17 protein-coding genes, 2 tRNA genes and 1 pseudogene are annotated in these 23,345 nt (G+C 73.0%); 17 read left to right on the top strand and 3 right to left on the bottom strand.

The window, feature by feature from the left end:
- Window positions 1–4 precede the first annotated feature (4 nt).
- The 12 genes and pseudogenes from IO30_RS0122310 (at window position 5) to IO30_RS0122255 (ending at window position 13,542) form a co-directional block, all read left to right on the top strand.
- Entirely contained in the window at window positions 5–1,768 is a 1,764-nt protein-coding gene (locus IO30_RS0122310; RefSeq protein ID WP_031145420.1) for an LCP family protein, read from the top strand.
- 151 nt (window positions 1,769–1,919) lie between these two features.
- The gene (rsfS, locus tag IO30_RS0122305) at window positions 1,920–2,366 is read left to right on the top strand and encodes a ribosome silencing factor (RefSeq protein WP_031145418.1); all 447 of its coding nucleotides are present in this window, start codon (window positions 1,920–1,922) and stop codon (window positions 2,364–2,366) included.
- A complete protein-coding gene (locus IO30_RS0122300) occupies window positions 2,363–3,019 on the top strand; it encodes a histidine phosphatase family protein (RefSeq protein WP_031145416.1) in 657 nt (218 codons plus the stop codon). The genes rsfS and IO30_RS0122300 overlap by 4 nt, the downstream gene beginning before the upstream one ends.
- A 124-nt stretch (window positions 3,020–3,143) precedes the next feature.
- Window positions 3,144–3,216: transfer RNA gene (locus IO30_RS0122295), tRNA-Ala, on the top strand.
- A gap of 145 nt (window positions 3,217–3,361) precedes the next feature.
- Window positions 3,362–3,595, top strand: coding sequence for a hypothetical protein (locus IO30_RS0122290; protein WP_031145414.1), 234 nt, complete (start codon window positions 3,362–3,364; stop codon window positions 3,593–3,595).
- Window positions 3,596–3,713: 118 nt separating this feature from the next.
- Window positions 3,714–3,786 (top strand) — tRNA-Ala (locus IO30_RS0122285).
- Window positions 3,787–4,041: 255 nt separating this feature from the next.
- Window positions 4,042–6,909: a leucine--tRNA ligase gene (gene leuS / locus IO30_RS0122280; protein ID WP_031145412.1), complete on the top strand. Its 2,868-nt coding sequence runs from the start codon at window positions 4,042–4,044 to the stop codon at window positions 6,907–6,909.
- A gap of 213 nt (window positions 6,910–7,122) precedes the next feature.
- Window positions 7,123–7,899, top strand: coding sequence for a hypothetical protein (locus tag IO30_RS0122275; RefSeq protein WP_031145410.1), 777 nt, complete (start codon window positions 7,123–7,125; stop codon window positions 7,897–7,899).
- Window positions 7,900–8,085: 186 nt separating this feature from the next.
- Entirely contained in the window at window positions 8,086–8,931 is an 846-nt protein-coding gene (locus IO30_RS0122270) for a DegV family protein (protein ID WP_031145408.1), read from the top strand.
- 186 nt (window positions 8,932–9,117) lie between these two features.
- On the top strand, window positions 9,118–10,086 hold the full coding sequence (locus tag IO30_RS0122265) for a ComEA family DNA-binding protein (RefSeq protein ID WP_063768461.1): 969 nt from the start codon (window positions 9,118–9,120) through the stop codon (window positions 10,084–10,086).
- A pseudogene (locus tag IO30_RS43710) lies at window positions 10,083–12,527 on the top strand (ComEC/Rec2 family competence protein); the annotation flags it as partial. The gene IO30_RS0122265 and the pseudogene IO30_RS43710, both read left to right, overlap by 4 nt.
- A gap of 133 nt (window positions 12,528–12,660) precedes the next feature.
- Entirely contained in the window at window positions 12,661–13,542 is an 882-nt protein-coding gene (locus IO30_RS0122255) for a YceI family protein (RefSeq protein WP_031145402.1), read from the top strand.
- A gap of 5 nt (window positions 13,543–13,547) precedes the next feature.
- On the opposite strand, the gene IO30_RS0122250 is transcribed toward IO30_RS0122255, so the two are convergent.
- A complete protein-coding gene (locus IO30_RS0122250) occupies window positions 13,548–13,808 on the bottom strand; it encodes a hypothetical protein (protein ID WP_031145400.1) in 261 nt (86 codons plus the stop codon).
- A gap of 58 nt (window positions 13,809–13,866) precedes the next feature.
- Here IO30_RS0122250 and holA point away from each other — a divergent pair, with 58 nt between their 5' ends.
- Entirely contained in the window at window positions 13,867–14,859 is a 993-nt protein-coding gene (holA, locus tag IO30_RS0122245; RefSeq protein WP_031145398.1) for a DNA polymerase III subunit delta, read from the top strand.
- Between the two features lie 161 nt (window positions 14,860–15,020).
- On the opposite strand, the gene IO30_RS0122240 is transcribed toward holA, so the two are convergent.
- On the bottom strand, window positions 15,021–16,448 hold the full coding sequence (locus IO30_RS0122240) for an MFS transporter (protein WP_078904794.1): 1,428 nt from the start codon (window positions 16,446–16,448) through the stop codon (window positions 15,021–15,023).
- A gap of 92 nt (window positions 16,449–16,540) precedes the next feature.
- Between IO30_RS0122240 and IO30_RS0122235 the strand changes: the two genes are divergently transcribed.
- Window positions 16,541–17,176 carry a TetR/AcrR family transcriptional regulator gene (locus tag IO30_RS0122235; RefSeq protein ID WP_031145394.1) on the top strand — a complete coding sequence of 212 codons (636 nt, stop codon included), beginning with the start codon at window positions 16,541–16,543 and terminating at the stop codon, window positions 17,174–17,176.
- 190 nt (window positions 17,177–17,366) lie between these two features.
- Here the strand turns inward: IO30_RS0122235 and rpsT are convergent, their stop codons facing one another.
- Window positions 17,367–17,633, bottom strand: coding sequence for a 30S ribosomal protein S20 (rpsT, locus tag IO30_RS0122230; protein WP_031145392.1), 267 nt, complete (start codon window positions 17,631–17,633; stop codon window positions 17,367–17,369).
- A 258-nt stretch (window positions 17,634–17,891) separates the two neighbouring features.
- Between rpsT and lepA the strand changes: the two genes are divergently transcribed.
- The 3 genes from lepA (at window position 17,892) to hemW (ending at window position 23,214) form a co-directional block, all read left to right on the top strand.
- Window positions 17,892–19,757: a translation elongation factor 4 gene (lepA, locus tag IO30_RS0122225; protein WP_031145390.1), complete on the top strand. Its 1,866-nt coding sequence runs from the start codon at window positions 17,892–17,894 to the stop codon at window positions 19,755–19,757.
- A 221-nt stretch (window positions 19,758–19,978) separates the two neighbouring features.
- Entirely contained in the window at window positions 19,979–21,871 is a 1,893-nt protein-coding gene (locus IO30_RS0122220; RefSeq protein ID WP_031145388.1) for an AMP-dependent synthetase/ligase, read from the top strand.
- A 110-nt stretch (window positions 21,872–21,981) separates the two neighbouring features.
- A complete protein-coding gene (gene hemW, locus IO30_RS0122215; RefSeq protein ID WP_031145386.1) occupies window positions 21,982–23,214 on the top strand; it encodes a radical SAM family heme chaperone HemW in 1,233 nt (410 codons plus the stop codon).
- Window positions 23,215–23,345 lie beyond the last annotated feature (131 nt).

The raw sequence follows: 23,345 nt of genomic DNA, 5'->3' as shown, positions 1-23,345 counted from the left end.
CGCGGTGAACGACCGGCAGGAGCCGTACGACCCGTACGACCCGTACGCCTCACAGGAGCAGCAGCTCATCGGCTACGACGCGTACGGGCGGCCGTTGTACGGCCAGGTGCCCGCGCAGCCCGCCCCGCCCGCCCAGCAGCAGTACGAGCAGCAGCCCGGGGCCTCCTACGAGCAGCAGTACGGCTACGACTACGGCTACCAGCAGGCCTACGGCCAGCAGCCGCAGCAGCAGCCGTACTACCCGCAGCAGCCCGCCGCCCAGGAGTACGGGCAGCAGCAGTACGCCGACCCCGCGGCGGCCGCCCCGTCCTACGGTTACGGCACGCAGCAGGCCCAGCAGTGGATCCCGCAGCAGAACGCCCCGGAGCCGCAGGCACCCCCCGCCGCGCCCGCGGCCCCGCCGGAGCCCGAGCAGCAGCGGGCCCCGCAGGTCCCCGAACCGCGCCGGCCCGCCGCCGGACCCGGGCCGGGATCGGCGTCCGAGGCCGAGCCCGAGGCGGGCCGGGACTACCGCACCGAGATGTTCGCCTTCATCGACCAGCCGGACGAGGAGTCCGAGGACGTCATCGACTGGCTCAAGTTCACCGAGAGCCGCACCGAACGCCGCGAGGAGGCCCGCCGCCGCGGCCGCAACCGCGTGGTGGCGCTGATCGTGCTCCTCGCCGTGTTCGTCGTCGGCGGCCTCGGCTACCTCTGGTACGCGGGCAAGCTGCCGTTCCTGGAGGGCCCGGGCCGGAAGAATCCGGCCGCGGCCGACGCGGCCGGGGCGCAGAAGCGCGACATGATCGTCGTGCACCTGCACAACACCAAGAAGGGCGGCACCTCCACCGCCCTGCTCGTCGACAACGTCACCGCCAAGCAGGGCGCCACCGTCCTGGTGCCGAACACGCTGAGCGTGCCCCAGCAGGACGGCACGACCGCCGGGCTCGGCAAGGCGGTCGAGGACGGCGGCCTGGGCGTGCGCGAGTCCCTCGACTCGGTGCTCGGCACCCGTCTCGGCGGCACCTGGCGGCTGGACACGCCCTTCCTGGAGAACCTGGTCGAGCTGGTCGGCGGCATCGAGGTCGACACCGACACCGCCGTCCCGGCCGACGACGCGGCCAAGACCCCGGCCGTGGCCCAGGGCCAGAAGCAGAGCCTCAGCGGCTCCATGGCCGTCGCGTACGCCACCCACCGCGGCCAGGGCGAAGCGGAGGCCAAGCAGCTGGAGCGGATGGGCCGGGTGCTGTACGCCGTGCTGCGCAAGGTCCCCGGTGACGCGCAGTCGGCGACGACGACCGTCGAGAGCATGGGCCAGATCCTCGACCCGGCCCTGGACGCGAAGACGCTCGGCGCGCTCCTCTCCCGGCTCGGCGCGCACGCCAAGGTCGGCGCCTACCGGACGGACGTCCTCGGGGTGAAGCAGGACGGCACCCTCACCGACGAGGCCAACAAGACGGTCGTCAAGGAGGTCCTCGGCGGCTCCGCCCAGACGGCCCAGCCCGGCGCCGCGCCGCGGGTCGGCCTCAAGGACGCCACCGGCGACGAGAAGACGCAGGTCGCTGCGAAGGCCGCGCTGCTGAACGGCGGCTACACCTTCGTGGACGGGGGCAAGGCCGACAAGACGGCGGCCACGTCGCAGATCACGTACCAGGACGACGCGCAGCGGGACCGGGCGATCGAGGTCGCCAAGACCCTGGGGCTGGCGGAGACGGCCGTGAAGAAGGCGGAGAACGCGGTGAACGCGGACGTCGTGGTGGTCCTGGGCAAGGACTACAAGGCCTCCTGAAACCGGTCCTGAACCGGCCCTGAACCGGTCCTGACCGGCCCGTCGGGGCCCTGACATGCGGTTTCGCCCGCGCGGATCGTTCCGCGCGGGCGGTGTCGGCGGTACATGAGACCCTTGTAAGGATCTGCCCGCCAACCCGAAAGCATGGCCAGTGACCGCCACGGACCGCTCCATCGAGCTCATCACCGCCGCCGCCCAGGCCGCGGCCGACCGGCTCGCGCACGACATCATCGCGTACGACGTCAGCGACGTGCTGTCGATCACCGACGCCTTCCTGCTCGCCTCGGCGCCCAACGACCGCCAGGTCAAGTCGATCGTGGACGAGATCGAGGAGCAGCTCCTCAAGAAGCTCGGCGCCAAGCCGGTGCGCCGCGAGGGCGACCGCGACGCCCGCTGGATCCTGCTCGACTACGTCGACATCGTCGTCCACGTCCAGCACAGCGAGGAGCGCGTCTTCTACGCGCTGGAGCGCCTGTGGAAGGACTGCCCCGAGATCGAGCTGCCCGAGGACGCCAAGCTCACCATCGGCAAGGCCGAGGAGCACGCCAAGCTGCGCGAGGCGGCGGGCGACGAAGACCTGGACGGTGATCTGTTCTGAGCGCGACCGACACGGGCAAGACCCCCAGGAAGATCGTCCTCTGGCGGCACGGCCAGACCGCATGGAACCTGGAGCGCCGTTTCCAGGGCTCCACGGACATCGAGCTGACCGAGGCGGGTGTGGCGCAGGCGCGCCGCGCCGCGCGGCTGCTCGCCTCGCTGAAGCCGGATGCGATCGTGGCGTCCGACCTTCGGCGGGCCGCCGACACGGCCGCCGAGCTGGCCGCCGTGACGGGCCTGCCCGTGGAGCACGACGAGGCGCTGCGCGAGACGTACGCCGGTGAGTGGCAGGGCCTGACGCACGACGAGATCCTCGCGAAGTACGGCGAGCAGTACGGGGCGTGGAAGCGCGGCGAACCGGTCCGCCGCGGTGGCGGTGAACTGGAGACCGAGGTCGCCGACCGGGCGGCGCCGGTGGTGCTGTCGCACGCCGAGCGGCTGCCGGCGGGGGGCACCCTCGTCGTGGTCAGCCACGGCGGCACCATCCGTACGACCATCGGCCGCCTGCTGGGCCTGGACGCGTACTACTGGGAGGGCCTTGGCGGGCTCTCCAACTGCTGCTGGTCCGTCCTCGGTGAGGGCGCGCGCGGCTGGCGTCTGATGGAGCACAACGCCGGCACGCTGCCGGAACCGGTGCTCGGCGACGACGACTGAGCAGCTCCTTGGCTGCCGTCCGCCGGGGCTGCCACCCGGATTTCACTTTCCGGCTGGTCACAGGCTAGAGTTCTTCTTGTTCGCAGCGCAGAACACCGGAAACGGGGGGAGCGCAGCGGAGAGCGGGGCTATAGCTCAGTTGGTAGAGCGCCTGCATGGCATGCAGGAGGTCAGGAGTTCAATTCTCCTTAGCTCCACAATCAGGATCCCGTCCCCAACAGGGGGCGGGATCCTTGTTTTTGTACCCTTTGCTCGCTTGCTGACCGAGCGCGCACCGGCGTGGCAGAATCGGACCGCCGGAGGGGGAGTCGACGGCCCGACGCGGGAGGGAGTCGCTGACGGATGGGTGCACACCGGCGGCGGTGCGACTGGTGCAACAACGGCACGCCGATCGTGCGGGACATGGACCCGGTCAACCCCGAATACCAGTACTGGTGCGAGGAATGCGCGCGGGCGCTGATCATAAAGGGCGACCCGATCGAGACGTACCGCGAGCTGGAGGGGGAGCCGATCTACGGCCGGCTGCTCGACGAGCACTGCACGCTCAAGCGGTTCTACCAGTTCGCGAGAGCGTGACGAGATTACCCAAAACGGACATGGCTCGGGGACGACGGAAACCGATTTTTGGACCAGGGCCATGACCGTGTAATGTTTGGGACGTCGCCAAGGGGAACCGAAGCGGCAGGCAAGGCAAGGGGCTATAGCTCAGTTGGTAGAGCGCCTGCATGGCATGCAGGAGGTCAGGAGTTCAATTCTCCTTAGCTCCACAGTCAAGAAGCGGGCCACCCGGATCGGGTGGCCCGCTTCTCGTCGTGCCCACCGTTCGGAACGCCCGAGCGCCCGTAGGGGCCGCTGCGGTACCCTGACGCCATGCGTGCCGTACGCCTTCTGCTTACCGAGCCGCGCTGATCAGCGCCGACCCTCCAGAGGTCGGCATCGGCGCGGCGTCCCCTCCTGTGCGAGGGGTTTTTTCGTTTGGGCAGGCAGAGACGGCAGAGACGATCGATGGAGCTTCAGAAATCATGAGCGAGACGAACACCCCGGCCCCCGAGGCGGCCGAGGCGCACCGTTACACGGCTGCCATGGCCGCCGACATCGAGGCTCGCTGGCAGGACGTATGGGACGCGCAGGGGACCTACGAGGCCCCGAACCCGACCGGTGACCTGGCCGGCGACCCGGCGGTCGTCGCACGGCCCAAGAAGTTCATCATGGACATGTTCCCGTACCCCTCGGGTGCGGGTCTGCACGTCGGCCACCCGCTCGGGTACATCGCCACCGACGTGTTCGCCCGCCACCAGCGGATGACCGGTCACAACGTCCTGCACACCCTGGGCTTCGACGCCTTCGGCCTGCCGGCCGAGCAGTACGCCGTGCAGACCGGCACGCACCCGCGCGTGTCGACCGAGGCCAACATCGAGAACATGAAGGTCCAGCTGCGCCGCCTGGGCCTGGGCCACGACAAGCGCCGGTCGTTCGCGACGATCGACCCCGAGTACTACAAGTGGACGCAGTGGATCTTCCTGCAGATCTACAACTCCTGGTACGACTCCGAGGCCGGCCGCGCCCGGCCGATCGCCGAACTGGTCGCCGCCTTCGAGGACGGCTCCCGTGAGGTCCCCGGCGGCCGCACCTGGGGCGAGCTGACCGCGGGCGAGCGGGCCGACGTGCTGAACGGCTTCCGGCTGGCCTACGCCTCCGACGCGCCCGTGAACTGGTGCCCCGGGCTGGGCACCGTACTGGCCAACGAGGAGGTCACCGCGGACGGCCGCTCCGAGCGCGGCAACTTCCCGGTCTTCAAGTCCAAGCTGAGCCAGTGGAACATGCGGATCACCGCGTACGCCGACCGGCTGCTGGACGACCTGGACGCGCTGGACTGGCCCGAGGCCATCAAGCTGCAGCAGCGGAACTGGATCGGCCGCAGCGAGGGCGCGCGCGTCGACTTCTCCGTCGGCGACGCCGGTGCCATCACCGTCTTCACCACCCGCCCCGACACCCTGTTCGGCGCCACCTACATGGTCCTGGCGCCCGAGCACGAACTGGTCGCCTCCGTGGTTCCCGCCGAGTGGCCCGAGGGCACGCACACGGTGTGGACGGGCGGCTACGCCACCCCGGCCGAGGCTGTCGACGCGTACCGCAAGCAGGCCGCATCGAAGTCGGACGTCGAGCGGCAGGCCGAGGCCAAGGACAAGACCGGCGTCTTCACCGGCGCGTACGCGACCAACCCGGTCAGCGGCGAGCAGGTCCCCGTCTTCATCGCCGACTACGTGCTGATGGGCTACGGCACCGGCGCGATCATGGCCGTGCCCGCGCACGACAGCCGTGACTTCGAGTTCGCGCGCGCCTTCGAGCTGCCGATCCGCTGCGTGGTCCGCCCGACCGACGGACGCGGCACCGACACCGCCGAGTGGGCCGACGCGTTCGTCTCGTACGACGCGGAGCTGGTGAACTCCTCCGGCGAGGGCATCTCGCTGGACGGGCTGGGCGTCGTCGAGGCCAAGGCCGCCATCACCGAGTGGCTGGCCGGCCGCGGCATCGGCGAGGGCACCGTCAACTTCCGCCTGCGCGACTGGCTGTTCAGCCGCCAGCGCTACTGGGGCGAGCCCTTCCCGATCGTCTACGGCGAGGACGGCGTCGCGCACCCGCTGCCCGAGTCGATGCTGCCGCTGGAGCTGCCGGAGGTCGAGGACTACTCCCCGCGCACCTTCGAGCCGGACGACGCCACGTCGAAGCCCGAGACCCCGCTGTCGCGCAACGAGGACTGGGTCAACGTCGAGCTGGACCTGGGCGACGGCGTCAAGCGCTACCGCCGCGAGACCAACACCATGCCCAACTGGGCCGGATCCTGCTGGTACGAGCTGCGCTACCTGGACCCGCACAACTCCGAGGCGCTGGTCGACCCGGCCGTCGAGCAGTACTGGATGGGCCCGCGCGAGGGCGCGCCGCACGGCGGCGTCGACCTGTACGTCGGCGGCGCCGAGCACGCGGTGCTGCACCTGCTGTACGCCCGTTTCTGGTCCAAGGTGCTGTTCGACCTGGGCCACGTCTCCTCCGCCGAGCCGTTCCACAAGCTGTTCAACCAGGGCATGATCCAGGCGTACGCCTACACCGACGCGCGCGGTGTGTACGTCCCGGCGGCCGAGGTCGAGGAGCGCGACGGCGGGTACTTCCACCAGGGCGAGCCGGTCAAGCGCGAGCACGGCAAGATGGGCAAGTCCCTGAAGAACGCCGTCACGCCGGACGAGATCTGCGAGGAGTACGGCGCGGACACCCTGCGCCTGTACGAGATGGCGATGGGCCCGCTGGACGTCTCGCGTCCGTGGGACACCCGCGCCGTCGTCGGCCAGTACCGGCTGCTGCAGCGACTGTGGCGCAACGTCGTGGACGAGGAGACGGGCGCGGTCACGGTCGTCGACGCCGAGCCCGCCGAGGACACCCTGCGCGCCCTGCACAAGGCGATCGACGGGGCCGGCGCGGACATGGCGGGGCTGCGTTTCAACACCGCCATCGCGAAGATCACCGAGCTGAACAACGCCCTGACGAAGGCGGGCCGCCCGCTGGAGCGCTCGGTCGCCGAGCGGCTGGTGCTGCTGGTCGCCCCGCTGGCCCCGCACATCGCGGAGGAGCTGTGGCACCGCCTGGGCCACAGCGAGTCCGTGGTCCACCAGGACTTCCCGGTCGCGGACCCGGCGTACGTCGTGGACGAGACCGTGACCTGCGTGGTCCAGGTCAAGGGCAAGGTCAAGGCGCGCCTGGAGGTGTCGCCGGCGATCTCCGAGGCCGACCTGGAGCAGCTGGCCGTCACCGACCCGGGCGTGGTCGCGGCGCTGGGCGGTGCGGAGATCCGCAAGGTGATCGTGCGCGCGCCGAAGCTGGTGAACATCGTCATCTGAGGGCGTCCGAGGGCGTCCGAGGGCGTCTGAGGTGACCTGAGGTGATCTGAGGTCGTCTGCAGCGGCTGACGTGGTCCGAGGCTGTCCCCATGCGTGTCGGGGACATCCCGTACGGGCAGGTTGGGGGTCCGATTGGAACCCCTGGCCTGCCCTCTGCGTTTACGGTGGAGGGGACGCAAGAACAGCTGTCTGGGGACTGGGGAAGGGACACTCATGGAGGCCGCGTTGATCATCTTCGCGCTGATGGTGCTTTTCGCCTTCCTGGGCCTGGGGGCGTACGCCACCGTCAAGGTGGTGGGAGCGGCCAAGCGCGGCGTGGACCGCACGATCACGCACGCCCGCCGGACGGTCGAGGACACCACCCTCCGGGCCAAGAGCCTGGGTCAGGTCGGGGTCCCGGGCGCGCTGGCACAGCTGCGGCTCGACCTGCGGACCTCGATGAGGACCACGCAGCAGGCCCTGTACGAGGGCGCCCGCGTGGACAGCTCGCTGAAGGAGTCGATCGGGCTGTTCGAGCGGCTGAGCGCGCACGGGCACGAACTGGACGACGAGCTGAAGCGACTGGAGCAGGAGCCCGACCGGCAGCGGATCACCGCGAGCCTGCCCGACCTGAGGGAGCGCACGGCGCGGATCACGCAGGCCGCGGATTCGCTGCGGTGGGCCGCGCGGGATCGGGCCCGGCGCTTCGCGGCCGACGACCTGGCGGTGCTGTCGGCCCAGATCGAGGTCGAGTCCGACGCGCTGCGGGACTGGTCGCGGGAGCCGGTGGACGACCTGGCGGCCGCGGCCGCGGCGTGGGACGCGGCGCAGGCCGCGGGCCAGGGCGGCGCTCCCGCTCCGGCTCCCGGCGCTGCATCGGCTCCCGCTGCGGCCCCGGCTCCGGAGCCGGGCGGACGGGCCGCGGGGCCGCAGCAGGCGGCCCTGAACCCGGCGGCCCCGGCTGCCCCGTACCCCTGGCAGAAGACGCGACGGCCGGAGAGCACGACCTGAGGCGCGAGGGCTGAGCTCGCGGGCTGAGCTCGGCGCTCACGCGCTGAGGGCGGGGTCCGAGGTCTGGGATGTGTGCGGGCCGAGGCGGGAGGTTGAGCCTCGGACTTGCGCGCCGAGGCCCCGGCCTGCAGGCTCCGCAGGGGGCCAGGCTGCCGTCCCGCCCCTGTGGGCGGTAACCTCCGGCTCATGTCCCGCCATGTCGCGATCGTCACCGATTCCACGGCCTACCTGCCACAACCGGCCCTGGCGCGGCACGGAATCACCTCCGTCCCGCTCACCGTGGTGGTCGGCGGGGAGGCACTCGTCGAGGGCACCGAGATCTCGGCGCGCAGCCTGGCCCTCGCCCTCCAGAAGCGCCGCTCGGTCACCACCTCGCGCCCCAGCCCGGAGGAGTTCGTCCGGGCCTACCGGGCGGCGGCGGAAGCCGGTGCGAGCGGCATCGTCAGCCTGCACCTGTCCGCCGAGTTCTCCGGCACCTACGACGCCGCCGTGGTCGCCGCCAGGACGGCTCCCGTGCCCGTCCGCGTCGTGGACACCGGCATGGTCGCGATGGCCCTCGGCTTCTGCGCGCTCGCCGCCGCCGAGGCGGCGGAGGCGGGCGGGTCCGTGGACGAGGCCGTGGCCGCCGCCGAGAAGCGGGCCGTGGACATGTCCGCGTACTTCTACGTCGACACCCTCGACTACCTCCGCAGGGGCGGCCGGATCGGCGCGGCCCAGGCCCTCCTCGGTTCGGCCCTGGCGGTGAAGCCGCTGCTGACGCTGGAAGGAGGCCGGATCGAGATGCTGGAGAAGGTCCGTACGGCGTCCCGGGCCATCGCCCGCCTGGAGGAGCTGGCGGTCGAGCGCGCCGGATCGGGCAGCGTCGACGTGGCGGTGCACCACCTGGCGGCGCCCGAGCGGGCCGAAAAGCTCGCGCAGAGCCTGCTGGAGCGCATTCCCGGACTGGTCGAACTGCACGTCAGCGAGGTCGGCGCGGTGATCGGCGCACACACCGGGCCGGGACTGTTGGCGGCGGTCGTCTCGCCGCGCTGACTGCTGGGGCACGGGGCACGGGGCACGGGGCGCGGGGCACTGGGCTGAGGGTGCCGGGCGCCGGGCGCCGGGCTGAGGGTGCCGGAACTCACCGGAACGGGTGGGCGGGTTATCCACAACAAGCTGGTTCCCCACAGGAATTGAGGGATCCGAACGGCTGTCGGGATGTGCCCCTACGGTCGTGGCATGACTCTTCGTACGCGTTCCTCGTATCCGTCCGGCGCCACCAGCGGCCCCGGCCGGCCCCGCCTCTCCGACAGTCGCCTGCGCCGCCGCCGCGCCGGGCGCAGGCCCCTGCCCGAGCCCGCCGCGGTGCGCCGCCGGGCCGAGGCCCTGCTGGGGGGCAGCAGCCCGCCGCGGGCGCATCCGGTGGATCCCGCGGAGCCCGCCGCGGTGTCGGGGGCGGGAGTGGGAACCGGCCCGGGGGACGGGGCCGAGCCGCTGCCCGGGGGCGGGTGGCGGACCGCCGTGCGGGAGCGCCTGCCGGTCTGGCTCCAGGCCCGCTGCGCCGTCGAGCCGCGCACGGTGGCCGCCGTGGCGGTGGTGCTGCTCGCCGCGGTCGGGCTGGCCGCACAGCAGTACTGGTCCGCCCGGCCGGAGCCGGTCACGGCGCCCGCCGTGGTGGCTCCCGGGAAGGCTCCGCCCGTGGTCCCGGACCCGGCCCCGGTACCGGCCGGTGCGGCCGCTGCGGCACCTGCGCAGGGCGCGGCAGCGGGCGCGGGGACACGGATCGTGGTGGACGTCAGCGGCAAGGTCCGGGACCCCGGGGTGCGCAGACTGCCCACCGGTTCGCGGGTGGAGGACGCGCTGGCCGCTGCCGGGGGAGTCCGGCCGGGCGCGGACACCACCGGGCTGAACCGGGCCCGGGTCCTGGTGGACGGCGAGCAGGTGCTGGTGGGGTTCCCTGCCGAGGCGCAGCCCGGGCCGCCCGGTGGGGCGGGCCCGGGCTCCGGTCCGGCCCCGGGACCGCTCAGCCTCGGCTCGGCCACGGTCGAGCAGCTCGACGGTCTGCCGGGGGTGGGGCCGGTGCTGGCGCAGCACATCGTGGACTTCCGCACCGCCCGCGGCGGTTTCCGGTCGGTCGAGGAGCTCCGCCAGGTCGAGGGCATCGGTGAACGGCGCTTCGCCGACCTGCGCACCCGGGTGCGTCCGTGACCGGGGCCGAGGGGCCGGGTCCGGTGGACCTGCGGCTCGTGGGCCCGGCGCTGGCAGCCTGGGCGGCGGCCGCCCTCGCGCTGGGCGCGCCGGGCAGCCGGACCGGCGCCGCGGTGGCCCTCGGGGCGGCCGGGGCGGGGCTTCTCGTGGCGGCCGGGTGCCGGTGGCCCGGCCCGGGGCAGCGTCGTCGAGGTCCCCTCCGGTTCGCCCTTCGGCCTGCCCACGCCACTTCGGCGACACGTCCTGGGCAGCGGGCCGGAGCCGCGGTGGCTGCCGTGCTGCTGTGCGCGGCCGCCGGGGCCGGGGTGGCGGGGTTCGAGCGGGCGCAGGCGAGGGCCGGGCCGGTCGCGGGGCTGGCCCGGGAGCACGCCCGCGTCCTCGTGGAGTTCACCGTCGGCTCCGATCCGCGGGTCACCCCGCAGGGCGCCGGGCCGCCGGTGGTGGCGCTGGACGCGGTGGTGGACCGGGTGGCCGGGCCCGACGGGGAGGAGGTCCGGGTCGCCACCCCGGTGCGGGTGCTCGCCGGGCACCCGGGGTGGGCGCGGCTCCAGCCCTCGACGCGGGTGACGGCGGTCGCCCGGCTGGCTCCGGCCCGGGGAGGGGAGCGGGCCGTGGCCCTGCTCCGCCCGGCCGGTGACGGGCCGCCGCGGGTCACCGGCGGGCCGTCACCGGCCCAGCGGGTCGCCGGGCGGCTGCGGGCAGGGCTGCGGGAAGCCACCGAGGGGCTCCCGGCGGACGCCCGGGCCCTGCTGCCGGGTCTGGTGGTCGGCGACACCTCCCGGGTCCCGTCCGACCTGCACGAGGCCTTCCGGGCCACCGACCTGCTGCACCTGCTGGCGGTGTCCGGGTCGAACCTGACCGTGGTGCTCTTCCTGCTCATCGGCCCCCCGGCCCGCGCGCAGCAGGCCGAACGGCGCGGGCTGGCACCGCGGCTCGGGCTCTCCCTGCGGGCGACCGCCCTGTGCGGGGCCGCGCTGACGCTCGCGTTCGTGGTGGTGTGCCGGCCGGAGCCGAGCGTGCTGCGGGCCGCGGCCTGCGGGGCCGTCACCCTCCTGGCCATCGCCACCGGGCGGCGCAGGTCCCTGGTTCCCGCCCTGGCCGCCGCCGTGCTGCTGCTGGTGCTCCACGACCCGTGGCTGGCCCGAAGCTACGGCTTCCTGCTGTCCGTCCTGGCCACCGGAGCCCTGCTGACACTGGCTCCCCTGTGGAGCGAGGCCCTGCGCAGGCGCGGGATGCGGCCCCGGCTCGCCGAGGCGCTCGCGGCCGCCGCTGCCGCACAGGCCGTGTGCGCCCCGGTCGTCGCCGCCCTCTCGGCCCGGGTCAGCCTGGTCGCGGTGCCGTGCAACCTGCTGGCCGAACTGGCGGCCGGGCCGGCCACCGTCCTCGGGTTCGCGGCCCTCGCGGCGGCCCCGGTGTGGATGCCCGCCGCCGAACTCCTCGCCCGATGCGCGGGGGTGCCCGCCGGATGGATCGCCGCAGTGGCCCGGGCCGGGGCGCGGCTGCCGGGGGCCGAGCTGCCCTGGCCCGGAGGAGTCACGGGCGGCCTGCTGCTGGCCGCCGCCGCCCTGGCCGTCGTAGGGCTCGGCTCCCGGTTCCTGCGCCGCCGGTGGGTCTGCTGCGGGCTGGCCGGGCTGCTGCTCCTCGCCGTGCTGCGGCCGCCGCAGCTCGTCCGTACGGTCACCGGCTGGCCGCCGCCCGACTGGAGCTACGTCCAGTGCGCGGTGGGCCAGGGTGACGCCGCCGTACTCGCCGTCGGACCGGGAACGGCCGTGGTGGTGGACGCCGGACCGGAGCCCGGCCCGGTGGACGACTGCCTGCGCGCGCTGGGCGTGCGCCGGGTGCCGCTGGTCCTGCTCACGCACTTCCATGCCGACCACGTGGCCGGCCTGTCCGGGGTGCTGCGCGGCCGGACGGTCGGTGTGATTCAGACCACCGGGTACGAGGAGCCCGCCGGGCAGGCCGCCTTCGTCCGGCGGACCGCGGCGGCCGCCGGCGTACCCGTCGTGGCGGCAGCCCAGGGGGAGCGGCGCCGGGCCGGGCCGCTGGACTGGCAGGTGCTGTGGCCCTCCGCGTCGGGCCCGCCGCCCGAGGGGCCGAACGATGCCAGCGTGGCCTTGCTGGTGCGGACCGCGGGCCTGACGCTGCTCCTGCTCGGTGACCTCGAACCGCCCGCGCAGCAAGCCCTCTTGAGGGAGCGTCCGCAGTGGGACCCGGTGGATGTCGTCAAGGTCGCCCACCACGGCTCCGCACACCAGGAACCCGAACTGTACGAGCGGATCAGGCCGCGCCTGGCGATCGTCCCGGCCGGTGCCGGAAACCGGTACGGGCACCCCGCACCCGCTACGCTCGCACGGCTGCGGGCGGCGGGAGCGACCGTGCTGCGCACCGACACCGACGGGTCGATCGCCGTCACGGGCACAGGTCCGCGGCTGCGAGCGGTTCCGGCCAACCGGCGGCGAAAACGGCGCGGGCATACCGGGCGCGACCATTCTGTTTGCCCACAACCCGACAGCATGATCGAATGCGTCTTCGCCACAGCGGTCCAAGTCCACACAGCACGGGGGTGCACCAGCCATGTTCGGTCGCAGACGGGGGTCGGAGCCGGGCGGCGGTTCCAGTCCGCAGACAACCGCGACGCTGATGCTGCCGCCGACGGCGCGCCTGCTCAGCTGCCGGGTCCTCGACACGGTCCACCAGCCGCTCCGGCAGGCCGCGGTCGAGGTGACGGATCCGATCGGCCGACGCATCGTCAGCGGGGAGACCGACCCGTACGGCGGATTCGCGGCAGCCGTTCCGGAGGGCGAGTACCGCCTCTCCGTCACGGCCGAGGGGTACGCCCCGTTCCACGGGGCGACGCTGGTGGGGGACCCGGCGCAGCCCGGCACGGCGGAGATCATCCTCGACGCCGTGGAGCCCCCGCTGCTGCCGCAGCCCGGGCACTGGGAGCTGGACCCGACGCATTCGTCGATCGGGTTCTCGGTCCGGCACATCGGCTTCGCCCGGATCCACGGCCGGTTCAACACCTTCGCCGGGGCCGTCCGGATAGCCGAGCGCATGGAGGACTCCTCCATGCACGTCATCATGGATGCGGCGAGCATCGACACCGGTTCGCGGATGCGGGACGACCACCTGCGGTCCGCGGACTTCCTGAACGCTGCCAGGCACCCCACGGTGGAGTTCTACAGCGAACGGTTCATCCACCGCAGCGGCAGCCGCTGGGCCGTCGCGGGCGCCCTGACCCTCCACGGGGTCAGCCGCTCCGTGACCCTGGACACGCAGTACCTGGGCATCGGCACGGGCATGGAGGGCGAGCCGCGGGCCGCCTGCCGGGCCACCGCCGAACTGCAGCGCGAGGACTTCACCCTGAACTGGCAGTCGATGCTGGCGCAGGGGATCGCGGCGATCGGTTCGCACGTGGACGTGGCCCTGGACGTCCAGATCGTGCACAAGGCCTGAGCGCCCTACGGGGCTTCCAGCCAGCCTTCGTACTCGGACGCGAGGCCGTCCAGCGCGGCGGCGTCGAGCTTCTCCTGCGGGTCCTCGACCACCACCAGCCACTGGGCGTCCTCGGCGTCGTCCTCACCGGCGAGGGCGTCGCGCACCAACTGCGGTTCCTCCGGGAGGCCGAAGCGGTCCACGGCCTCCTGCGCCACCTCCTCGGCGGCGTCGCGGTCGGGCAGGACGAGTACATGTCGCACGTTCACCCGGCCATTCTCGGGCATCGGGTGAGAGGGGCCGCGGGGCGGGGGAGTGTCAGTGCGGCGTGGGATGCTGGGAGCGATGGCCACCAGGAAGAACTCCACCGACGACCTGCTCGCCCCGTTCACCCTCGCGGTGGGGCAGGAGGACCTGCTGCTCGACCGTGCCGTACGGGAAGTGGTGGCGGCCGCCCGCGCCGCCGATGCCGACACGGACGTGCGCGACCTCGCCTCCGAACAGCTCCAGCCCGGCACGCTGGCCGAGCTGACGAGCCCCTCGCTCTTCTCCGAGCGCAAGGTCCTGGTCGTGCGCAATGCGCAGGACCTCTCCGCGGACACGGTCAAGGAGGTCAAGGCGTACCTCGCCGCACCGTTCGAGGAGATCACGCTCGTCCTCCTCCACGCGGGCGGGGTCAAGGGCAAGGGCCTGCTGGACGCGGCGCGGAAGGCGGGTGCGCGCGAGGTCGCCTGCCCGAAGATGACCAAGGCGGCGGACCGGCTGGCCTTCGTACGGGGCGAGTTCCGCACGCTGGGCCGGTCGGCGACCCCCGAGGCCTGCCAGACCCTCGTGGACGCGATCGGCAGCGACCTGCGCGAGCTGGCGAGCGCGGCGGCTCAGCTGTGCGCGGACGTCGAGGGCACCATCGACGAGGCCGTCGTGGGCCGGTACTACACCGGCCGGGCCGAGGCCTCCAGCTTCACGGTCGCCGACCGGGCGGTGGAGGGCCGCGCGGCCGAGGCCCTGGAGGCCCTGCGCTGGTCCCTGTCCACCGGGGTGGCGCCGGTGCTGATCACCAGTGCGCTGGCCCAGGCCGTCCGGGCGATCGGCAAGCTGGCCTCCGCGCCGCGCGGAGCCCGCCCGGGCGACCTGGCGCGGGACCTGGGCATGCCGCCGTGGAAGATCGACCGCGTCCGCCAGCAGATGCGGGGCTGGTCGGCCGACGGCGTCGCCGACGCCCTGCGTGCCGTGGCCGCGGCGGACGCCGGGGTCAAGGGCGGCGGCGACGACCCCGAGTACGCCCTGGAGAAGGCGGTCGTGGCGGTGGCCCGCGCGGCCCGCCCCCAGCGCCAGTAGCCCGTCTCTTCCGGAGTGGGGCGGCGGCGGTCTTTCCGGGCCCGCGACGCCTGGCGCCGCACCGGGCCGCAGCCGAGTGCGTCCGGTGCCCGGGTGCCCGTCCGCTTGCCGTGCACGGCACCGGACACCACGGACTCGGCCGGTGCTGTGACCGGGCGCGTTCAGTGGGCCATCGCGCGGGCCGCCGCGGGGGAGGGGCGGCCGGTGGGGAGCAGGAGTGCGGCGGCCAGGGCGAGGGCCAGGGCCGGGAGGGGCAGGCTGGTGAAGCCCCCCGAGGCGAGGGCGGCGACGCCGAGGGCCGCGCCGAGTTCGTGCGACGTGCCGACCAGGCCCGAGGCCAGTCCTGCGCGGTCCGCGGGGACCTCCGAGAGGGCGGCCGTCGTGGCGCAGACGAAGGCCGCGCCCAGTCCGAGGGCGAGCAGGGCGAAGCCGGGGACCAGCCCCGTCCAGAGGCCGCCGTGGGGCGCCGATGCGGCTCCGGCCGCCGCCAGGGCGAAGGAGGCCGCACCGACCGGGCGCCAGCCGAAGCGGACGACCGCGCGGCCGCCCAGGTGGGCCCCCGCGGTGACGGCCACCGCGACCGGCAGGAAGGCCAGGCCGGTGACCAGCGGGCTCCGCCCGAGGGTGTGCTGGATGTGCAGGGAGCTCAGGTAGAACCCGGCCACCAGCAGCCCGGCCGCCCCCAGCATCACCGCGCTGCCGCCCAGCAGGGCGCGCCGGCCCGGCAGTGCGGCGGGGAGCAGCGGGTGCCGGGTGCGGCGCTGCACCAGGGTCAGCAAGGCCCCCGCCCCGAGGGCCGCGGCGAGCCAGGGCCAGGAGCGTGCGGTCAGGCCGTGGACGAGGGCGGCCGAAGCCGCCGTCAGCAGGAGCGCCCCGGGCACGTCCAGCGGGGCCCGGTGCGCCGGGCGGCTGTCGGCGCCGCGGAGCGCGGGGCCCAGCAGCAGGGGGACGGCGATCAGGGCGAACGCCCCGGCGGGCAGGTTGACGTAGAAGATCCAGCGCCAGCCGGGTCCGGCGGCCAGGACTCCGCCGAGCAGGACGCCGACGGCCGCGCCCGCGCCGCCGACCGCCGCCCAGACGCCCAGGGCCCGGTGCCGGGCCGGTCCTTGGAACAGGGACAGCACCAGGGCCATCGCGGCCGGTGAGAGCAGGGCCGCACCGATCCCCTGCACCGACCGTGCGGCGATGAGCGTGCCCCCGCCCGCGGCGAGTCCGGAGGCCACCGAGGCCGCGGTGAACAGCGCCAGCCCCGTCAGGAACATCCGCCGGGCCCCGAACCGGTCGGCCAGTCGCCCGCCGGTCAGGAGCAGGGCCCCGAAGAAGAGCGTGTAGGCGGTGACCACCCGGGTGAGCCCGGACGCGGAGAGGCCGAGGTCGGCGCCGATGGCGGGCAGGGCCACGTTCACCACCGTGACGTCCGCGATGAGCAGGAACTGGGCCAGGCACAGGAGGAAGAGCAGCCGCCACCGGTGGGGATGCCCCGCCGGTGCGGGGACGGGCGCGGGCGCGGGGGCATGGCCGTGGCCGTGGCCGTGGCCGTGGCCGTGGTCGTGGTCGTGGTGCCGGGCGTGCTCGGCGGGAGAGGGCATGACGGGACCGCTCCTAAAGTTAACAGTGGTGTCAGGGATCGAGTATGCAGGCCCTCCGCTGGAATGTGAACAGGGGTGTTAAGTTTGGGTCCATGGTCTCCGAAGCCCCCCGACCCGGCCCCCGGTCCCGCCCCCGTCGCGCCGACGCGGAGCGCAACACCGCCGCGATCGTCGACGCGGGTCTGGACTGTTTCCTCGCCGACCCGCAGGCGAGCATGGCCGCCATCGCCCGCGCCGCAGGCGTCAGCCGGGTCACGCTCTACTCGCACTTCCCCACCCGCGAGGCGCTGCTCGACGCCGCCCTCGACCGGGCCGTGTCCGAGGCGGCCGCCGCCCTCGACGGGGTCCACGGGCCACCCGCTGGCGGCGCCGACGGCGCCGCCAGCACCTCCGGTCCCGGCGGCACCGCCGAGGAGCTGGGCCGGCTCGTCCGTACGTCCTGGCGGCTCCTCGACCGGCACTCGGCCGTCTTCGCCGCCGTCTCCGCCGCGCTCCCGCCCGAGCGGCTGCGCGAGCGCCACGAACGGATCCTGGCGCCCGTCCGGCGGCTGGTCCTGCGCGGCCAGGAGGCAGGTGAGCTGCGGTCGGACCAGTCGGCGGACTGGCTGGTCACGGTCGTCTACAGCCTCGTCCACGCCGCTGCGGCCGAGGTCCAGGCCGGGCGGATGGACCCCGCGGACGCCCCCGAGGTCCTCACCTCGACCGTCCTCGCCGCGCTGACAGGCTGACCCGCCCGGCAGCCGGACATGCACGAAGGCCCCGGCGACCACCCTGGGGAAGGGTGGAGGCCGGGGCCTTCGGTCACTGCTTTGGTTGCGCCGCACCCGCGTGGCGAACGCTTCGTGTGCGGAGCGGGGTGCCGGTCGGGAGCGGGAGAGAGGGCCCGCTGGATCCCTACCCGGCGATCACATCAGGAGCTCAGCCCTGGAGGGAGGCAACCTTGGAGGCCAGCGCCGACTTCTTGTTGGCGGCGGCGTTCTTGTGGATGACACCCTTCGAGACAGCCTTGTCGAGCGCACGCGCGGCGTCGCGGGAAGCCGTGGTGGCCTTCTCGACGTCACCGGCGAGGACGGCCTCGCGGGCCTTGCGGATCGCGGTCTTGAGCGAGGACTTGACGGCCTTGTTGCGCAGGCGCGCCTTCTCGTTCGTCTTGTTCCGCTTGATCTGGGACTTGATGTTCGCCACGAAAGAGCCTTTTCAGGTTCAGAGTTTTGTGCTTCGGATCGTGTCTCGACAGCTGAGAGGGCATACGAGACACAGCTGCCCAGGCTACCAGGCACGCTCGGGGCGGCCCAAACCGAGCGCACTGCCCCGTCCATGGGACCATGGGAGTCTGCGCACAGGTCCGAGATCACGCCGCCGACGGCGGCGGGAGCCGGACCTCCGCTCCGAACCGACGCTCCGCAAACGCTTCCGACTGCGACCCGAGAATCAGGACACTGCGTGCCCGCGATCCCCAGCCACGTGCCCGAGCCGAGCCGTACCGACCCGGCGCTGATCCGCAACTTCTGCATCATCGCGCACATCGACCACGGCAAGTCGACCCTTGCCGACCGGATGCTCCAGCTCACCGGTGTGGTCGACCAGCGGCAGATGCGCGCCCAGTACCTCGACCGCATGGACATCGAGCGTGAGCGCGGCATCACGATCAAGTCCCAGGCGGTCCGCCTGCCGTGGGCGCCGACCACGGGCGAGGACCAGGGCAAGACCCACGTCCTCAACATGATCGACACCCCCGGGCACGTCGACTTCACCTACGAGGTCTCGCGCTCCCTCGCCGCCTGCGAGGGCACGGTCCTCCTGGTCGACGCGGCCCAGGGCATCGAGGCGCAGACCCTCGCCAACCTGTACCTGGCGATGGAGAAGGACCTCGCGATCGTCCCGGTCCTGAACAAGATCGACCTGCCGGCCGCCCAGCCGGAGAAGTTCGCCGAGGAGCTCGCGAACCTGGTCGGCTGCCAGCCCGAGGACGTCCTGCGCGTCTCGGCGAAGACCGGTCTCGGCGTGGACGCACTGCTCGACAAGATCGTCGCCACCGTCCCGGCGCCCGTCGGCCCCAAGGACGCCCCGGCCCGCGCGATGATCTTCGACTCGGTCTACGACTCGTACCGCGGCGTCGTGACGTACGTCCGTGTCGTCGACGGCCAGCTCAACAAGCGCGAGCGCATCCGGATGATGTCCACCGGCGCCACCCACGAGCTGCTGGAGATCGGCGTCTCCTCCCCGGAGATGACCCCGGCCGACGGCATCGGCGTCGGCGAGGTGGGCTACATCATCACCGGCGTGAAGGACGTCCGTCAGTCCAAGGTCGGTGACACCATCACCAGCCTGAACAACGGCGCGACCGAGGCCCTCGGCGGTTACAAGGACCCGCGGCCGATGGTCTTCTCGGGCCTGTACCCGCTCGACGGCTCGGACTACCCGGACCTGCGCGAGGCCCTCGACAAGCTGCAGCTCAACGACGCCGCGCTGGTCTACGAGCCGGAGACCTCGGCGGCGCTCGGCTTCGGCTTCCGCGTCGGCTTCCTCGGCCTGCTCCACCTGGACGTGGTCCGCGAGCGCCTGGAGCGCGAGTTCGGCCTCGACCTGATCGCCACCGCGCCCAACGTGGTCTACCGGGTGGTCATGGAGGACGGCAAGGAAGTCTCCGTCACCAACCCGAGCGAATTCCCCGAGGGCAAGATCTCGGACGTGTTCGAGCCGGTCGTCCGGGCCACGCTGCTCGCGCCCTCCGAGTTCATCGGCGCGATCATGGAGCTCTGCCAGACGCGCCGCGGCACCCTCCTCGGGATGGACTACCTCTCCGAGGACCGGGTCGAGATCCGCTACACGCTCCCGCTCGCCGAGATCGTCTTCGACTTCTTCGACCAGCTGAAGTCCAAGACGCGCGGCTACGCCTCCCTGGACTACGAACCCACGGGGGAGCAGTCCGGCAGCCTGGTCAAGGTCGACATCCTGCTGCACGGCGACAAGGTCGACGCCTTCTCCGCCGTCTGCCACAAGGACGCCGCCTACGCCTACGGCGTGCGCCTGGTCGCCAAGCTGCGCGAGCTGATCCCGCGGCAGGCGTTCGAGATCCCGATCCAGGCCGCGGTCGGCTCCCGCGTCATCGCCCGAGAGACCATCCGCGCCATCCGCAAGGACGTCCTCGCCAAGTGCTACGGCGGTGACATCTCCCGTAAGCGGAAGCTGCTGGAGAAGCAGAAGGAAGGCAAGAAGCGGATGAAGATGGTCGGCTCCGTGGAGGTCCCGCAGGAGGCCTTCATCGCCGTCCTCTCCAGCGACGAGTCCAGCGGCAAGAAGAAGTAGCGCCCCTCGTCGTCACCCGACGGAGCCAGGCCCCCGCGCACAGGCGCGGGGGCCTGTTTCGTTATGAACCGGCCGCTTGCGGGCTCTTACGCGCACGCCGGAGGGCCTCTAGTCTGATCACTGCTCGACGGTTACTCGCCAGTTACAAACTCGCCAGTCCCAAGCGCCCCCCAAGCGCCCCACGCCCACGCACTGCCGCGTGGATCGGTCCGGAGGATGTCGTGAGCGACACACAGACCTATCTCGAGAACCGCCCGCCCACCGTGGCGGTGCTCTTCCTTGAGCGCGTCGCTGCGACGCCGAACAACGAGGCCTACCGGTATCCGGTACCGGCTTCCGGCGGCCAGGGCGGCGCCGACGACTGGAAGTCGCTCAGCTGGGGCCAGGCGGCCGAGCGGGTCTTCGCCATCGCCGCCGGCCTGATCGGCCTCGGCCTCCAAGCGGAGGAGCGCGTCGCGCTCGCTTCCAACACCCGGGTCGAGTGGATCCTCGCCGACCTCGGGGTGATGTGCGCCGGCGGCGCGGTCACCACCATCTACCCGAGCACCAACGCGGACGAGTCGGCGTTCATCCTCTCGGACTCCGAGAGCCGGGTGCTCATCGCCGAGGACGGCAAGCAGCTGGCGAAGGCGCGCGAGCGCCGCGCCGACCTGCCGAACCTCGCCCACGTCGTGGTCCTGGAGGCGGCCGACGCGGTCGCCGCCGAGGGCGACCCCGAGGACTGGGTGCTCTCGCTCGCCGATCTGGAGGCGCGCGGCAAGGAGTACCTGGCCAAGCACCCCGGGGCCGTCGACGAGCGGATCCAGTCCATCACCGCGGACCAGCTCGCCACCCTCATCTACACCTCCGGCACCACCGGCCGCCCCAAGGGCGTCCGGCTGCCGCACGACAACTGGTCGTACATGGCCAAGGCCATGGTCGCCACCGGCCTCCTCGGCAAGGACGACGTCCAGTACCTGTGGCTGCCGCTGGCCCACGTCTTCGGCAAGGTGCTGACCTCCGGGCAGATCGAGGCCGGGCACGTGACCGCCGTCGACGGCCGCGTCGACAAGATCATCGAGAACCTGCCGGTCGTGCAGCCCACCTACATGGCCGCCGTCCCGCGCATCTTCGAGAAGGTCTACAACGGCGTGGCCGCCAAGGCCCGCTCCGCCGGCGGCGCCAAGTACAAGATCTTCCAGTGGTCGGTCGGCGTCGCCCGGGAGTACGCCAAGGTCACGCAGGACAACTTCCGGCGCACCGGCCAGGCCACCGCCCCCTTCGGCCTCACCACCAAGCACAAGATCGCCGACGCCCTCGTCTACTCCAAGATCCGCGAGGCCTTCGGCGGCAAGCTCCGCGCCGCCGTCTCCGGCTCCGCCGCCCTGGCTCCCGAGATCGGCTACTTCTTCGCGGGTGCGGGCGTCCACATCCTCGAGGGCTACGGCCTGACGGAGTCCAGCGCGGCCTCCTTCGTCAACCCGGGCGAGGCCTACCGCACCGGCACCGTCGGCAAGCCGCTCCCCGGCGCCGAGGTCCGCATCGCCGACGACGGCGAGGTCATGCTGCGCAGCCCCGGCATCATGCAGGGCTACCACGGGCTCCCGGAGAAGACCGCCGAGGTGCTGGAGTCGGACGGCTGGCTGCACACGGGCGACATCGGCGAGCTCTCGGCCGACGGCTACCTGCGCATCACCGACCGCAAGAAGGACCTGATCAAGACCTCGGGCGGCAAGTACGTCGCCCCGGCCGAGATCGAGGGCCAGTTCAAGGCGATCTGCCCGTACGTGTCCAGCATCGTGGTGCACGGCGCCGACCGGAACTTCTGCTCGGCGCTGATCGCGCTCGACGGCCCGGCGATCCTGGGCTGGGCGGCCGAGAACGGGCTGGAGGGCAAGACGTACGCGCAGGTCGTGGCGGCGCCCGAGACGATCCGGCTCGTCGAGACGTACGTCCAGACCCTGAACGAGGGCCTCCAGCGGTGGCAGACGGTCAAGCAGTTCCGGCTGCTGCCCCGGGACCTCGACGTCGAACACGGTGACCTCACGCCGAGCCTGAAGCTGAAGCGGCCGGTGGTCGAGCGGGAGTTCAAGCACCTCATCGACGAGATGTACGAGGGCGCCCGCGAGGCCTGACCGCCCCGGTACCCCGGCCCCCGGCCCCCCGCGGGCCGGGGCTGGGCGGCGGTCCGGCCGCGGTTCCGGTGCGGTCCGGGCGAGGTCCGGGGGTGCGGGACAATGGGGGCATGCCTTCCGCACTGCCCGACGGTGACCCCATGCCCGAAGACGGCTCGCTGCCGTCGCACGCCCTGGCGGGTGCGGGGGACCGGCCGCTCGGGTTCTACCTGCACGTCCCGTACTGCGCCACGCGCTGCGGGTACTGCGATTTCAACACCTACACGGCGACCGAGCTGCGCGGGACCGGCGGCGTGCTCGCCTCCCGGGAGAACTACGCCGACACCCTGATCGACGAGGTCCGCCTCGCCCGGAAGGTGCTCGGCGACGACCCGAGGGCCGTACGCACCGTCTTCGTCGGCGGCGGTACGCCGACCCTGCTGCCGGCCGCGGACCTCGTACGGATGCTCGCGGCGATCCGCGACGAATTCGGCCTGGCCGAGGACGCCGAGATCACCACCGAGGCCAATCCCGAGTCGGTGGACCCGGCGTACCTGGCCGAACTGCGGGCCGGCGGCTTCAACCGGGTCTCCTTCGGCATGCAGAGCGCGAAGCAGCACGTCCTGAAGGTGCTCGACCGCACCCACACCCCGGGCCGCCCGGAGGCCTGCGTCGCGGAGGCACGGGCCGCCGGCTTCGACCACGTCAACCTGGACCTGATCTACGGCACCCCGGGGGAGACGGACCAGGACTGGCGCGACACCCTGGCCGCCGCCCTCGGCGCCGGCCCCGACCACGTCTCGGCGTACGCGCTGATCGTCGAGGAGGGCACCCAGCTGGCCCGCCGGATCCGCCGCGGCGAGGTCCCGATGACCGACGACGACGTGCACGCCGACCGCTACCTGATCGCGGACGAGGTCATGGCCGGGGCCGGGTACTCCTGGTACGAGGTGTCGAACTGGGCCACCTCCGAAGCCGGGCGCTGCCTGCACAACGAGCTGTACTGGCGCGGGGCCGACTGGTGGGGCGCGGGTCCCGGCGCGCACTCCCACGTCGGCGGGGTGCGCTGGTGGAACGTGAAGCACCCCGGTGCGTACGCCGCCGCGCTGGCGCAGGGCCGCTCGCCGGGCGCGGGGCGCGAGCTCCTGTCCGAGGAGGACCGCAGGGTGGAGCGGATCCTGCTGGAGCTGCGGCTGGTGGACGGCTGCCCGCTGTCGCTGCTCGCCCCCGCCGGCCTCGCGGCCGCGGGACGGGCGCTGGCGGACGGCCTCCTGGAGCCCGCCCCGTACGAGGCGGGCCGCGCCGTCCTGACCCTGCGCGGCCGCCTCCTGGCCGACGCGGTGGTCCGCGACCTGGTCGACTAGACCGCCCCGCCCTGCCCGTCCCCCAGGGCCCGCTAGGTGTGTTGTCCCGGGACGTTGGTGACACGCGTGCTGGGTTCTTGAAATGGGTGAGGGCCTCCGGGTTCGGTGTGGATTGCGACATCTCCACCGAA

The sequence above is a fragment of the Streptomyces xanthophaeus genome (assembly GCF_000725805.1).
GTDB classification, from domain to species: Bacteria; Actinomycetota; Actinomycetes; order Streptomycetales; family Streptomycetaceae; genus Streptomyces; species Streptomyces xanthophaeus.
This window is presented reverse-complemented; position numbering and strand designations above follow the sequence as displayed.